This window comes from Ensifer sp. (genome assembly GCF_031989085.1).
Lineage (GTDB): Bacteria > Pseudomonadota > Alphaproteobacteria > Rhizobiales > Rhizobiaceae > Ensifer.
The window spans coordinates 80,068-93,382 of record NZ_DALZXU010000003.1 but is presented as its reverse complement, the minus strand read 5'-3'; the positions used below and the strand labels follow the sequence as shown (position 1 = coordinate 93,382).

Genomic DNA, 13,315 nt, shown 5'->3' with positions numbered 1-13,315 from the left:
ATTCCCGAGCCGAAACGCCGCCGGAGCGCCGCCAACGTTTCGGTCGGGTCACTGCCGAAATTTCCGCCCGCGGTGTCAGGAGCGTGCTTCTGTGATCTGTCGAGCCCGGTATTGCGAGCCGGGAAGGCCGCCCACCCCCCAGTTGTCGAGCTCGACCTCCTCGATGATGACATAGGTCGATTCCAGCGGCTTTTTCAGCACGTCGAGCAAGACGTTGCTGACGCCGCGGATGATGGCGGCCTTTTCTTCCGCCGATACCGAATGGCGATCGGCGGACGTTCCTTCGCGCGTGACCTGTACGGTGACGATAGGCATGGCAGTCTCCTTTCGAGAGGTTTCCATTTGCCGGCTCCGGCCAGTGGCGGGGCCAGCGCGTAAGGGCTACCAGCGCCCGGCGTGCTGGCCGCCGTCGACGTGGAGAATTTCGCCGGTGACGAAGCTGGCAGCCTCCAGATAAAGCACCGCATCGACGATATCGCCGATCTCGCCCATCCGGCCGACGGGATGCAGCGTCGCCAGTGCGGCATGGGTCTCGGCCGCGTGCATCGGGGTCTTGATGATGCCCGGAGAGACGGCGTTGACCCGTACCCCGGTCTTTGCGAATTCCATGGCAAGCGACCGGGTCACGGCGTTCAGTCCGCCCTTGGTCAAGGCGGCGAGTGCCGCCGGCAGGCCGGCGATCGGCTGATCGACGAGGCTGGTGGTGATGCTGACGATGTGGCCCGAGCCCTGTTTCAGCATCTCGGCGGAAGCGCGCTGGGTGACGTGGAAGAAGCCGGCGACGTTGACGCCCATGTTGTGGTCGTAGTCCTCAAGGGTGAATTCGGCAAATGGCTTGGCCAGGAAGACGCCGGCGTTGTTTACCAGCGTATCGATACGGCCGAAGCGCTCGAGCGCCGTTGCTACGATCCGGTCGGCGGTGTCCGGCTGGGCAATGTCGCCCCGAACCGCCGCAATATCACGGTCACCGCTCTCCTCGATCGAACGGGATGTGGCGACGACGCGAAAGTTGCGGCTGCGATAGGCCTTCACCAGGGCAGAGCCGATACCTTGCGAAGCGCCGGTGATGATGACGACTTTCTGCTCCTTGCTCATGTTCTCGATCCTTTTTTGTTGCAGCGATCGCCGATGGCGACCGCCCTACGCCCTCGGCGTTGGTGCAACTGATTTAGATCCATTCACTTTTCGGCAGAATATTCGCGCCTTGGCAGACACTCGTGCGATTATCGGCATGATCAGCCGAGCGTTGCGGCCTCGGTCGCGAGGCGCAAAAATTCGGCGCGCAGGATAGGCGCGGCAAAATCGACGAAGGCCCGGACTTTCGGCACCGACATGCGGCCGTGCGGCGCCAGCAGGTGGACGGGCAGGGGAGGGTGTTCCGCATCCGCCAGCACGATCTTCAGTCGTCCGTTCCGCATGTGCTCTGCGACATGGTAGGAGTAGAGCCTTGTCAGCCCCTTGCCGTCCGCTGCCGAGTCCGCCACGGCGCGCACGCTATTGACGATGCAGCGCGGCTGCAGGTGAACCGTTCGCGGGATCTTCGAGCCCTTCGCCGGCGCGAAGGTCCAGCTCTCGAGGCCGAAATTGCTGAAGGCGACGATGCGGTGATTGGCGAGATCTGCGGGTTCGTTGATGGGCGGGTGATTTGCGAGATAATCCGGCGACGCGACGACGACGCGCCTGACATCGCCGCCAAGGCGGGTGGCAATGTCGGATGAATCGGCCAGTCGGCCGATGCGCAGGGCAATGTCGATGCCCTCGTCGACGAGGTTGACGAACCTGTCAAGCAGCAGAAGCCGGACCGAGACATCCGGATGGAGGTCGAGGAAGCGATCTACGATCGGTCGCAACACGTCCTCGCTGACGATCGGCGGTGCCGAGATCGTCAAAGTGCCGCGTGGTGCCGAACGTTCGCCGCCGGCCAGCAGGTCAGCCTCCTCGAGATCGGTGAGCACGCGCCGGCATGCGGCCGCATAGCGCTCGCCGGCTTCGCTCAGCTTCAGGCTGCGCGTCGTGCGGTGCAAGAGCTCGACGCCGACATGCGCTTCGAGGAATGCCAATGCCCGACTGACCGCTGTCGCGGATCGGTTCAGCCGCCTTGCTGCACCGGCAAGACTGCCCGCGTCGATCGCGGTGACGAAGACCTTCATAGCATCAATGCGGTCCATTCTGCCGATCCCCGGAGTAATAGCTGCTAAAAGACCACTATTCTCCCGGCGGAAGGTCGCAGTAAAGAGCCGCGCAACAACGGCGCAAGGCCGTCGCCGCAATGGCTGCCGATGCGGGAGAAAGCGTTCTGAGGCTGAGGCGCCGTCAGTTCTGATCGAGTGCCTTGGTGAGGCTGAGGGCAACCAGCGTGCAGATCGCGCCGGAGATCAGGTAACCGCCGATGAAGATGATGCCGAAGCTGGTTGCAAGCCCAAGCGCCACCAGCGGCGCGAAGGCGGCGCCGACGAGCCAGGCGAGATCCGAGGTCAGTGCTGCACCGGTGTACCGGTAGTATTGGGTAAAGCGCGACGACACTGCGCCGGAAGCCTGCCCGAAGGTCAGACCGAGAATGCCGAAACCGATGAGGATATAGGCGTCCTGTCCGGCCCCGCCGGAATCAAGCAGGAAGGGGGCGGAGAAGCTGAAGATCGCAATCAGGATGGCCCCGATCATCAGCTCGTTGCGGCGGCCAATCCGGTCGGCGATCAGGCCGGAGACGATAATCCCGATCACGCCGACCGCGGCGCCTGCCACCTGGACCATCAGGAACCGCGCAGCCGACTGTCCGCCATTGAGGATCACCCAGCTCAGCGGAAAGATCGTTACCAGATGGAACATCGCAAAGCTGGCGAGCGGCACGAAGGCGCCGAGCACCACGTCGACCGCATGTTTGCTCAGCATCTCGAACACCGGACGGGCCTGCAATTCCTGCGCCTCCATCGCTGCGCCGAACTCCTTGCTGGCGACGATGCGCAGGCGCGCAAACAGCGCCACGACGTTGATCGCAAACGCCACGAAGAAGGGATAGCGCCAGCCCCAGGACAGAAAGTCTTCCTCGGACAGATTGGCGACGAAATAGCAGAAAATGATGCTGGCAAGGGCAAAGCCGATGGGGGCGCCCAGCTGCGGGATCATCGCATACCAGCCGCGGTGGTTCGCGGGCGCGTTGAGGTTAAGCAGGGACGCAAGTCCGTCCCAGGCGCCGCCGAGCGCAAAGCCCTGGCCCAGCCGGAAGAGTGCCAGCAGCGCCACCGCCCAGAAACCGATGGTCTCATAGCCCGGCAGGAAGGCGATCGATGCGGTGGAGCCCCCGAGGATCACCAGCGCGATCGTCAATTTCGTGCCGCGCCCATAATTGCGGTCGATCCACATGAAAACCAGCGAGCCGACAGGGCGCGCGATAAAGGCCAGCGGAAAGATCGCGAAGGACAGCAGGGTCGCAACAACAGGGTTGGGCGCAAACGGGAAGATGAGCTTCGGGAAAACCAGGATCGAACCCAGGCCGTAGACGAAGAAGTCGAAGAACTCCGACATGCGGCCGATGACCACGCCGATGGCGATGCTACCCGGCGACAACGGCTTGTCATCATGGATGCGGCGGGCGTCCCGCTCGAGGCCTGAAGACGTGGGATTGACGACCGAGCTCATGAATTCCTCCCGGCGAATTGTGCCGCTTCGTCGGAATGTTGATCAATCAACGCCCGAGATCAAGGAAGCGGCGAAAAAAAACGTGGATTCACCGGCATCTTGCCAATGGTCAGCCGGCGAGGATGCTCTAGATTGGGCATTTGCGGACGTCGTTGTCTATCTGCTGCAATGCGACAGAATGCTGCACTGCGACGAACAGCCTCATTCCGCCGAGCCCGTTACGCGATTAGTGCCGACTAGACAAAACGCAAATGGAGCCAAAAATGCCCACTCCATTGAAGCTCGCCGGACGTTCGGCCGTTCTTCTCTCGACCCTTGCCCTTGCCGGGTGCGACATGGTCGTGATGTCGCCCTCGGGTGATATTGCGGCGCAGCAGCGCGATTTGATCGTCGTTTCGACGATCCTCATGCTGATCATCATTGTGCCCGTGCTGTTCCTGACGCTGTTCTTCGCCTGGCGCTACCGGCAGTCCAATACGGCTGCAAAATATGATCCCGAATGGCATCACTCGACCGGTCTCGAAGTCGTCATCTGGTCGGCGCCGCTGGCGATCATCATCGCGCTCGGAGCCATCACCTGGATCAGCACCCACAAGCTCGACCCCTACAGGCCGCTCGACCGGCTGGATGCGAACCGGCCCGTGCCGGCCGATACCAAGCCGCTGACCGTCGAGGTCGTGGCGCTCGACTGGAAGTGGCTGTTCTTCTATCCGGACTATGGCATCGCCACGGTCAACGAGATGGCGGCGCCGGTGGACGTGCCGATCAACTTCAAGCTCACCGCGTCCTCGGTGATGAATTCGTTCTACGTGCCGGCGCTTGCCGGTATGATCTACACGATGCCGGGCATGCAAACCAAGCTGCACGCCGTCATCAACAAGCCGGGCGAGTATGAAGGTCTGTCGTCCAACTACAGCGGCGACGGCTTCTCGCACATGCGCTTCAAGTTCCACGGGCTCGACCAGGCAGGCTTCGACCAGTGGGTAGCCAGGGTCAAGAGCAACGGCACGATGCTCAACCGCGATGCCTATCTGAAGCTCGAAAAGCCGAGCAGCAAGGAACCGGTGCGTTACTATGCCGGCGTCGAGGACGGGCTCTACGAAGCGGTGCTGAATATGTGCGTTCGCAGCGGCCAGATGTGCATGAAGGACATGATGCATATCGACATGATGGGCGGCGCCGGCGTCGAGAGCCACGAGAACCGCGCCAAGCTCGAGCATGACAATCGCCATGCTGATGTCACGGGCCATGCCGGCGAAGCGGCACCGGGCGCCACTTTCCCGGCGACCGGCAACCCCTCGAAGAGCGAAGAGCCGGCCGAAGGCATCGACACGCAGCCGCAATCGATGAACCACGACATGCACAATATGCAAGGCGGCCAGATGGCGCCTGCCGAGGGCCAGGACGGTCCGGCGCCGGCGCAGTTGAACAACGCCGCCCCCGCGACGCAGCCCTGAGCCCGCATCTCAAGAGAATTTGGATAGCCCTATGTTCGGTAGCACCAACCTCACACAATTCATCTTCGGGCGGCTCACCTGGGAGGCGATCCCCTATCACGAGCCGATCCTGGTCGCGACCTTCATCGCCGTTGCGATCGGCGGCATCGCCGTCCTGGCGCTGATCACCAAGTACAAGCTCTGGGGCTATCTCTGGCACGAGTGGTTCACGTCGGTCGATCACAAGAAGATCGGCATCATGTACGTGATCCTGGCGCTCGTCATGCTGATGCGCGGCTTCGCCGACGCCATCATGATGCGCGTCCAGCAGGCGATCGCCTTCAACGGCAACGAGGGTTATCTCAACCCGCACCACTACGACCAGATCTTCACCGCCCATGGCGTCATCATGATCTTCTTCATGGCCATGCCGTTCGTCACCGGTCTGATGAACTATGTGGTGCCGCTGCAGATCGGCGCGCGCGACGTCTCGTTTCCGTTCCTCAACAATTTCTCGTTCTGGATGACCACGGCCGGCGCGGTCATCATCATGATGTCGCTGTTCGTCGGTGAGTTCGCGCGCACCGGATGGCTCGCCTATCCGCCGCTTTCGGGCGCCGACTACAGTCCTGGCGTCGGGGTCGACTATTACATCTGGGGCCTGCAGGTGGCAGGCGTCGGAACGACGCTGTCGGGCATCAACCTGATCGCGACCATCGTCAAGATGCGCGCGCCGGGCATGACGCTGATGAAGATGCCCGTCTTCACCTGGACGTCGCTCTGCACCAACATCCTGATCGTCGCCACCTTCCCGATCCTGACGGCGACGCTGGCGCTGCTGTCGCTCGACCGCTACGCCGGCACCAACTTCTTCACCAACGACCTTGGTGGCAACCCGATGATGTATGTGAACCTCATCTGGATCTGGGGTCATCCGGAAGTCTACATCCTGATCCTGCCGGCCTTCGGCATCTTCTCGGAAGTCGTCGCCACGTTCTGCGGCAAGCGCCTCTTCGGCTACGCCTCGATGGTCTATGCGACCTGCGTGATCATGATCCTGTCCTATCTCGTATGGCTGCATCACTTCTTCACCATGGGTTCGGGCGCGTCGGTCAACGCCTTCTTCGGCATCACCACGATGATCATCTCGATCCCGACGGGGGCGAAGATGTTCAACTGGCTCTTCACCATGTATCGCGGTCGCATCCGCTACGAAGTGCCGATGCTGTGGACCGTCGGCTTCATGATCACCTTCGTCATTGGCGGCATGACCGGGGTCATGCTGGCGATCCCGCCGGCAGACTTCGTGCTGCACAATTCGCTGTTCCTGATCGCCCACTTCCACAACGTCATCATCGGCGGCGTCGTGTTCGGCCTGATGGCGGGCCTCGTCTACTGGTGGCCGAAGGCGTTCGGCTACAAGCTGGACCCATTCTGGGGCAAGATGAGCTTCTGGTTCTGGCAGATCGGCTTCTTCTTCGCCTTCATGCCGCTCTATGTGCTCGGCCTGATGGGGGTCACCCGTCGCGTCAGCCAGTTCGAGGATCCGTCGCTGCAGATCTGGTTCATCATCGCCGCCTTCGGCGCGGTGCTGATCGCGCTCGGTATCGCCTCCTTCGTCGTCCAGCTCGTCGTCAGCTACATGCGGCGCGACCAGTTGCGCGATACCTCGGGCGATCCCTGGAACGGCCGCACGCTCGAATGGTCGACCTCGTCGCCGCCACCGGACTACAACTTCGCCTTCACCCCGGTCGTGCACGACCATGACAGCTGGTACGACATGAAGAACCGCGGCTACGAGCGTCCGCTCGGCGGCTTCAAGCCGATCCACATGCCGAAGAACACCGGCACCGGCGTGATCCTCGCCGGCCTCAGCGTCGCGCTCGCCTTTGCGCTGATCTGGTACATCTGGTGGCTCGTCGTCGTCTCGTTCATTGCCATCATCGTCGTGTCGATCGGCCACACGTTCAACTACAAGCGGGATTTCTACATCCCCGCCGCGACCGTGACGGCAACCGAGGACGCCCGGTCCGAACTTCTGGCGGAGCGCAGCTGAGATGACGAACGCGACCCAAACCGACGCAACCGAAGCGCCGCAGTTCTATCTGGAGGAGGAGCACCATCCAGAAGGCAGCACCATGCTGGGCTTCTGGATCTACCTGATGAGCGACTGCCTCATCTTCGCGGTGCTGTTTGCCACCCATGGCGTGCTCGGTCGCAACTATGCGGCCGGCCCGTCGCCGGCTGACCTGTTCGACCTGCCGCTCGTCGCCATCAACACGGCGATGCTGCTGTTTTCCTCGATCACCTATGGTTTTGCGATGCTCCAGATGGAGCGCAATGCCAAGATGGAGACGATATTCTGGCTCGGCGTCACCGCCGTGTTCGGCCTCGCCTTCCTCGGCCTCGAACTCTACGAGTTCTACCACCTGATCCATGAGGGCGCGGGCCCGACGCGCAGCGCGTTCCTGTCGTCGTTTTTCACGCTGGTCGGCACCCACGGCCTGCATGTCACCTTCGGCATCATCTGGATCGTGACGATGATGGTGCAGGTCAAGATGCATGGCCTGATCCCGGAGAACCGCCGACGGCTGATGTGCCTGTCGATGTTCTGGCACTTCCTCGACGTCATCTGGATCGGCGTCTTCTCCTTCGTCTACCTGATCGGAGTCATCGGATGAGCTCACAGCCCCACAGCCTTGCGCACGAAGATGCTCATGAGGCCCATCACGGCCACAGCCACGGCCACGAAGCGGGCCATGGGTCGCTGCGAAGCTACATGGTCGGCTTCGCGCTTTCCGTCGTGCTGACGGCCATCCCCTTCGCGCTGGTCATGAGCGGTGCGCTCGACAGCAAGATGGCGACCGCCGTCGTCGTCATGGGTCTCGGCGCCATCCAGATCGTCGTGCACATGATCTTCTTCCTGCACATGAACCCGCGCTCGGAAGGCGGCTGGACGATGATGGCGCTGATCTTCACCCTGATCATCGTCGGCATCGCGCTTGCCGGCTCGCTCTGGGTCATGCATCACCTCAACGTCAACATGATGCCGATGACGCACGAGATGATGAAGAACATGCCGTGACGGCCCAAGCGCGGGCACGTCCATGAACGACCGTGCGATGGAAACAGGGACGGGGGCCGCGCGCCCCCGCTCTCGCATTTTTCTCACCGTTGCCTTGATGGTGCTGATGGCGGCGTTCATCGCGCTCGGCACCTGGCAGGTGCAGCGGCTCTTCTGGAAGCTCGACCTGATCGATCGCGTCGATGCCCGCGTTCATGCTGAGCCGGTTCCGGCGCCCCCCCGATCGCAATGGCCAGCCGTCAGCGCCGACAGGGACGAGTACCGGCGCGTGACCGCCAGCGGCACCTTCGCGCACGACAAGGCCGTCCTCGTCCAGGCCGTCACCGAACGCGGCGCCGGCTTCTGGGTGATGACGCCGTTGATCCAGGACGATCGTTCCGCCATCCTGATCAACCGCGGCTTCGTGCCCATGGACAGGCGCGGCGCGCTGGCGCGTGCAGAGGCAAGCCCGGCCGCGGGGCCGGTCCGGGTCACCGGCCTTCTTCGCATGGCCGAACCGGGTGGCGGTTTCCTGCGCACCAACGATCCCGCCGCCAACAGATGGTACTCCCGCGACGTCGCTGGCATCGCCAAGGCAAAAGCGCTGACGGATGCTGCACCCTATTTCATCGATGCCGACGCCACGCCCAATCGGGGCGGGCTGCCGGTCGGCGGCTTGACCGTCGTCAGCTTTCGCAACAGCCATCTCGTCTATGCCGCGACCTGGTACGCGCTCGCCCTGATGAGCGCGGCGGGGATCTTCGTCATTCATCGCTTCCGGCGCGACAGCCGGTAGACGCTCGCCGGTGGCAGATTGAGCGGCACCCACCGCAGGAACGAGGCTTCCAGGCCATGCGCGTCGAGCAGTGCCGAAGGCACCGGGCAACGTGGACCGTAGGTGAACTGGAAGAGCGAGCCGCCGTCGCCGAGATGCTGAAAGACGGCGTCGAGGATGCCGTGCACCGTCTGTCGCGGCATGGAGAGCAGCGGCAGGCCGCTGACGGCGGCGCCGATCTTGCGCGCTGGCGATAGACGCAGATGCTGCGCATCGCCTTCGATCAGCGTCGCCTGGGGGAAGCGTCCCCTCAGCAAGGCGGCGAAGGCCGGGTTCCGTTCCACCAGGACCAACTGGTCCTGCCGGACGCCGTTTCGCAGGAGGGCGCGCGTGAAAATGCCGGTGCCCGGCCCGAGTTCCAGGACGTCGCCTGTATATCGGTCGATTTCACAGGTCATGGCTGCGGCAAGGCGTGTGCTCGAAGGCGCAATGGCCGCGACCTCCAGCGGCTTCGTCAGCCATGAGCGCAGAAAGAGCAGTGTGTCCGATGCGGTGTTGGTCAAGATGTGGCTCCCGTTGGTGAACGGGAGCAGCTATTGCGCGTTGAATGGCTTGCGGCATTAACCCGGGTTAAGTCTGGCTTCCGCCTCCACCCGGACGCGCTTGGCAATGCGGCTGAGGCCGACGGGCGTGATGCCGAGATAGCCGGCGAGATCTTTTTGCGGCGCGCGCACGACCAGTTCCGGTTCCTCCGCGATCAGCGACCGGTAGCGTTCTTCCGGATCAAGCGTCAGAAATTGCCGCTCGCGGCGCTCCTTGCGCTCGGCAAGGAAAAGCAGGGCGTTGCTGAGCATCCGCGACCAGCCGAGATCCGTGTCCACCAGCGCCTGCAGGGTCGAAAACGGGATGCGCTCCAGCCGGCAGGCCTCGATCGCGACCGCTGAAAAAGTCGCGCGACCTGCCGGAAGCAATGCCGAAAGACTGGCAAAGAACCGCCCTTCAAGCGCGAAGGACTTGATCCATTCTTCGCCGTCGGCTCGAAGGTAGGTCAGCTTGATCAGGCCGGTCTCGACCACATAGACATAAGGGTGCGGTTCGTCCTGGTCGAAGATCGTCTCCGCAGGCCGCATCAGGCGAACCTGAATTGCCTCTGTTACCCGGTCAGTGTTGGCAAGCGGTTGCCCTGCAATCCGCTCGAACAGCGAAATCGCCGCCCCTTTTTGATGCTTAACCTCGGTTAATGCCATCGCTGTCCTCTTGCTGCAGGCTCTGTTTCCAGCTCAACGGGAATAGATAACATGGGAAGATACGTCGTCACCGGGGCAAGTTCCGGGATCGGACTGGAGATTGCCCTCCAGCTGGCTGCCCAGGGTCACGGGGTCATCGCGCTCGGTCGCGATCGGGAACGCCTTCGAAACCTGGCGCTGCGCGATCGACGCATCGAGGTTCGGGTGCTCGATATCCGCGACCGTGCCGCCGTCGCGGCGCTCGCGGCGGAACTGGCGGGAGCCGATGTCATCGATGGCCTGATCAACAACGCCGCGATCCAGCACAATGTCAGGCTCGACGACCGGCTTTATGGAGCCGACGAGATCGCCGACGAAATCGAAACCAATCTTGTCGCGCCGCTCATCCTGTCGCGCCTGCTCCTGCCGCGCACGCCAGCGCGCCCGTTCGTGATCGTCAATGTCGGCTCTGCTCTTGCCTGCTACCCAAAGGCGACGTCGGCAGTCTACAGCGCCACCAAGGCGGGGCTGCGGATGTTTTCGGATGCCCTGCGGGTGCAGTTCGACGGCACGCCCGTCCGCGTCGTGGATGTCGTGCTGCCGGTGGTGGATACGCCGATGACGGCGGGGCGAGGGCGTGGCAAGATCACGGCCGGTGCGGCCGCTGCGGCGATCGTGCGTGCGCTTGAGCCCGGTCCGGCCCGCCTTCACGTCGGCAAAGCAAAACTGCTGAGACTGCTGCAACTCGTCGCTCCGCCTGTTGCCGCTGCGATCATCCGGAAACTTTAGAACATTTTCAGGACCGGGCAGCGTTTTGCCGAGGAATGCGTGAAGGCAAGACGATGGAAAGCCCCGAGCGCTCCCGGCACCACGTCTGATGCCCCGATGCGGCGTATGCCGCGCCGGACCCTTAGGCCGTCCTAGAATTTCACCGACAGCCTGCCGGCCAATCCATGTTCGCTGGCGTCCTCTGCCACCTGACCGGTGTAGCTTAAGCCGAGTGTGGCGTCGGGCGTGAGCGCGAAGTCGAGGCCGGCCCTGATGACCGCCGCGTCCTCGGCAATCGGTACGCCAGCGACCGAGAACGCCGCGCCGCCGGCAAAGCGCTGCGACGATATCGGCGTCACGTCCCCGAAGGCATGCCGCCAGCCGAGGGTCGCGTGGGCATCGACCGGCGTGCCGCCGAGATCCAATTGCGTGGCGGCACGCGCGCCGAGCGTTGTGAACGTGGTGTCCGTCGCCTGGCTCGCCACCGACAACGCGGCCGCGCCGCCCTGCTCGACAAAGCCGTCCGTGTGCAACGAAACATGGGCAAGCGCTGCGAACGGTTCGAGGAAAGCGCCTCCGCGTTCGATCCGGTAGGCCGCTTCGCTGAATGCCTGGAACACCCCGCCGTCATATGACGCGTCGAGCCGGTTGTTGAGGCCGCCGATGACGACGGAGCGTTCGCTCTCGATGTCGTTCCAGGTATAGGCGAGCCCTCCGCTCAGCCGCAGCGCGTCGATCTCGCCGCCGGTGTAGAGGCCGACATGGTAGTTGTCGCTGCTGCCGGTGGACGCGCGATCGTCGATGTCGAAGGACGATCGGCTATAGCCCGCGACAAGACCCAGCCGCCAATGCGGCGCGATCGTGGTGTCGGCGCCCATCAGGAATCCGCCGCTGGAGCGGTCGAGCGCCGCCGCGTTGCCGTCGCTTTCCGTCTCGCCCCAGCCGCCGAAGGCATGGCCCCAGGCAACCAGCCCCTCGCTGTTGGCAGGGGCCAGTTCGGGGCCACCCGGACCATAGGCCAGGACCGGCATTGCTGTCTGCGCGGCGCCAAAGGCCGCATCCAGTCGTGCGCCGATCGCCTCGCGCAGGAAGCGGCTGTCTTCGATCAAGGCTGTTTTGGTCGAAGCGTGGATCTCTCCCGATAGCTGGTCGAACGCGGCGCGGATCAGGGCGCCGTCATCGGGCAAGGCGGCAACGACGCCGTAGACCGCGTTCGCCGGGCCGAGGCTTTCTGCACCACCGGCCGAAGCCCGCTGGTTCGATGTCCACGCCTTGTCGGCAAAGGCGAGATCGTTGCGGGTCAGCCGCAGCGTGACCTTCCTTGGGTCGTAGAGAAGCTCGGGCAACAGGAAAGCATAACCGGAGGTGACGCTTGCGAATGTTCCGACAAGCCCGCCGTCAGCCGTGAGGATCGTATAGCTCGAGGTCGGGTCGTATGTCCCTGTCAGGCCGACATGGCGGACGGTGGCGCCGGTGAGGCGGGCGGTGCCGGTGACCTTGACGAAATCGCTTGCCGTTCCCGCGGGATCGACTTCGACTTCGTGCGTTGCCGCCGGGTCGAAGGCAAGGTCGCCTGCGACCGTCAGCGTGCCGATCGAATTGCCGGCGGCAATCGTCGATCCCGCGCCGAGATTGACGTTCCCGACCGTGCCGCTGCCGCCGAGCCGGCCGCCTGCCAGCACGTCGACGGTTCCGCCGAGGGTCGCCGCGCCGCCGGTGGCGCCGACCGCAAGCAGGCCGCCTGCAATCTGCGTCCGGCCGCTGAAGCCCGATGCGTCGCCGGTATAGAGCAGCGTCCCGGCGCCGCTTTTGGTGAGGGACCCCGTGCCTGCCAACTTGCCGGCGAACGCGGCATCACTGCCATGGCTGAACGTGAAGTTGCCCAAAGTGCCGATGGCGATGTCGCCGGAGAACCTGTCGGCCGACGCCGAGACGCCACCGGCCTCGACCGACCATTTGGCCGTGGATGCGCCCTTGAGGGTCAGCCGGCCCGCGCCTTCCTTGCGGAACGTTCCCTGGCCGGCAGTGGTGCCTGTGAAGTCGGCATCGGTGGCTTGATCGAAGATCACCGACGCATCGTTGGAAACGTTGCCGCCGATCGACGCGGCGCTGCCAACCAAGGTGCCGGCCACGACCTGCGTGCTACCATAGGCGTTCGTTCCCGAAAGCGTCAGCGTCCCGGCGCCTGTCTTGACGAGGGTGCCGGTGCCGCTGACGGTTCCGGTCAGACCGAGCGTCGTCGCGGTCGCCACATTGACGCTGCCTTGGCCGGCAAGCGAAACGGAACGGCCAGTTGCGAATGTACCGGTGGTCGAAAGCGTGCCGTTGCTGAGCGCCAGACCGCCGCCCGCCGCCCCGAGATTGGCGTCGGCCGCGACTTCGACGATGCCACCGAGGATCGAGGTGCCGC

The 13,315-nt window shown here is 63.7% G+C and carries 13 protein-coding genes; 6 read left to right on the top strand and 7 right to left on the bottom strand.

Annotated elements, in window-relative coordinates:
• Nucleotides 1–75: 75 nt before the first annotated feature.
• From RTP54_RS17540 to RTP54_RS17525, 4 genes are all read right to left on the bottom strand, one after another.
• Complete coding sequence (locus RTP54_RS17540) at nucleotides 76–315, bottom strand: tautomerase family protein (RefSeq protein ID WP_112806345.1); 240 nt, start codon at nucleotides 313–315, stop codon at nucleotides 76–78.
• Nucleotides 316–381: 66 nt separating this feature from the next.
• Nucleotides 382–1,095 carry an SDR family oxidoreductase gene (locus tag RTP54_RS17535; RefSeq protein ID WP_312364597.1) on the bottom strand — a complete coding sequence of 238 codons (714 nt, stop codon included), beginning with the start codon at nucleotides 1,093–1,095 and terminating at the stop codon, nucleotides 382–384.
• Between the two features lie 140 nt (nucleotides 1,096–1,235).
• Nucleotides 1,236–2,168 carry a LysR family transcriptional regulator gene (locus tag RTP54_RS17530; protein WP_312364595.1) on the bottom strand — a complete coding sequence of 311 codons (933 nt, stop codon included), beginning with the start codon at nucleotides 2,166–2,168 and terminating at the stop codon, nucleotides 1,236–1,238.
• A gap of 145 nt (nucleotides 2,169–2,313) precedes the next feature.
• Entirely contained in the window at nucleotides 2,314–3,636 is a 1,323-nt protein-coding gene (locus RTP54_RS17525; protein WP_112817352.1) for an MFS transporter, read from the bottom strand.
• A gap of 263 nt (nucleotides 3,637–3,899) precedes the next feature.
• On the opposite strand from RTP54_RS17525, the gene cyoA reads away from it, so the two are divergent.
• Genes cyoA through RTP54_RS17500 form a run of 5 tightly spaced genes read left to right on the top strand, consistent with a single transcriptional unit; the run spans nucleotide 3,900 to nucleotide 8,932 of the window.
• On the top strand, nucleotides 3,900–5,093 hold the full coding sequence (gene cyoA / locus RTP54_RS17520; protein WP_112817351.1) for a ubiquinol oxidase subunit II: 1,194 nt from the start codon (nucleotides 3,900–3,902) through the stop codon (nucleotides 5,091–5,093).
• Between the two features lie 31 nt (nucleotides 5,094–5,124).
• Entirely contained in the window at nucleotides 5,125–7,128 is a 2,004-nt protein-coding gene (gene cyoB, locus RTP54_RS17515; RefSeq protein ID WP_112806353.1) for a cytochrome o ubiquinol oxidase subunit I, read from the top strand.
• A gap of 1 nt (nucleotide 7,129) precedes the next feature.
• Nucleotides 7,130–7,753 (top strand): cytochrome o ubiquinol oxidase subunit III, encoded by a 624-nt coding sequence (gene cyoC / locus RTP54_RS17510; RefSeq protein WP_112817350.1) that lies wholly within the window; start codon nucleotides 7,130–7,132, stop codon nucleotides 7,751–7,753.
• Nucleotides 7,750–8,157, top strand: a complete 408-nt coding sequence (gene cyoD, locus RTP54_RS17505; RefSeq protein WP_112806357.1) for a cytochrome o ubiquinol oxidase subunit IV — start codon at nucleotides 7,750–7,752, stop codon at nucleotides 8,155–8,157. Before cyoC ends, cyoD begins: the two co-directional genes overlap by 4 nt.
• Before the next feature lie 22 nt (nucleotides 8,158–8,179).
• On the top strand, nucleotides 8,180–8,932 hold the full coding sequence (locus tag RTP54_RS17500) for an SURF1 family protein (protein WP_409517158.1): 753 nt from the start codon (nucleotides 8,180–8,182) through the stop codon (nucleotides 8,930–8,932).
• Here the strand turns inward: RTP54_RS17500 and RTP54_RS17495 are convergent.
• Both RTP54_RS17495 and RTP54_RS17490 read right to left on the bottom strand, forming a co-directional pair.
• Nucleotides 8,905–9,474 (bottom strand): methyltransferase domain-containing protein, encoded by a 570-nt coding sequence (locus tag RTP54_RS17495; protein ID WP_312364586.1) that lies wholly within the window; start codon nucleotides 9,472–9,474, stop codon nucleotides 8,905–8,907. The two genes, RTP54_RS17500 and RTP54_RS17495, sit on opposite strands and share 28 nt — an antisense overlap.
• A gap of 57 nt (nucleotides 9,475–9,531) precedes the next feature.
• A complete protein-coding gene (locus RTP54_RS17490; RefSeq protein WP_312364584.1) occupies nucleotides 9,532–10,158 on the bottom strand; it encodes a Crp/Fnr family transcriptional regulator in 627 nt (208 codons plus the stop codon).
• A gap of 51 nt (nucleotides 10,159–10,209) precedes the next feature.
• Between RTP54_RS17490 and RTP54_RS17485 the strand changes: the two genes are divergently transcribed.
• The gene (locus RTP54_RS17485; RefSeq protein WP_112817346.1) at nucleotides 10,210–10,926 is read left to right on the top strand and encodes an SDR family NAD(P)-dependent oxidoreductase; all 717 of its coding nucleotides are present in this window, start codon (nucleotides 10,210–10,212) and stop codon (nucleotides 10,924–10,926) included.
• Nucleotides 10,927–11,057: 131 nt separating this feature from the next.
• Here RTP54_RS17485 and RTP54_RS17480 read toward each other — a convergent pair.
• On the bottom strand, nucleotides 11,058–13,315 hold a 2,258-nt coding region (locus tag RTP54_RS17480), incomplete at its 5' end, for an autotransporter domain-containing protein (RefSeq protein WP_312364582.1).

What these genes read in the sequence shown, in the direction of transcription:
- cyoC (WP_112817350.1), top strand. Translation starts at nt 7,130, where the DNA reads ATGACGAACGCGACCCAAACCGACGCAACCGAAGCGCCGCAGTTCTAT.
- RTP54_RS17530 (WP_312364595.1), bottom strand. Translation starts at nt 2,168, where the DNA reads ATGGACCGCATTGATGCTATGAAGGTCTTCGTCACCGCGATCGACGCG.
- RTP54_RS17525 (WP_112817352.1), bottom strand. Translation starts at nt 3,636, where the DNA reads ATGAGCTCGGTCGTCAATCCCACGTCTTCAGGCCTCGAGCGGGACGCC.
- RTP54_RS17500 (WP_409517158.1), top strand. Translation starts at nt 8,180, where the DNA reads ATGAACGACCGTGCGATGGAAACAGGGACGGGGGCCGCGCGCCCCCGC.
- cyoD (WP_112806357.1), top strand. Translation starts at nt 7,750, where the DNA reads ATGAGCTCACAGCCCCACAGCCTTGCGCACGAAGATGCTCATGAGGCC.
- cyoB (WP_112806353.1), top strand. Translation starts at nt 5,125, where the DNA reads ATGTTCGGTAGCACCAACCTCACACAATTCATCTTCGGGCGGCTCACC.
- RTP54_RS17535 (WP_312364597.1), bottom strand. Translation starts at nt 1,095, where the DNA reads ATGAGCAAGGAGCAGAAAGTCGTCATCATCACCGGCGCTTCGCAAGGT.
- cyoA (WP_112817351.1), top strand. Translation starts at nt 3,900, where the DNA reads ATGCCCACTCCATTGAAGCTCGCCGGACGTTCGGCCGTTCTTCTCTCG.
- RTP54_RS17490 (WP_312364584.1), bottom strand. Translation starts at nt 10,158, where the DNA reads ATGGCATTAACCGAGGTTAAGCATCAAAAAGGGGCGGCGATTTCGCTG.
- RTP54_RS17485 (WP_112817346.1), top strand. Translation starts at nt 10,210, where the DNA reads ATGGGAAGATACGTCGTCACCGGGGCAAGTTCCGGGATCGGACTGGAG.
- RTP54_RS17540 (WP_112806345.1), bottom strand. Translation starts at nt 315, where the DNA reads ATGCCTATCGTCACCGTACAGGTCACGCGCGAAGGAACGTCCGCCGAT.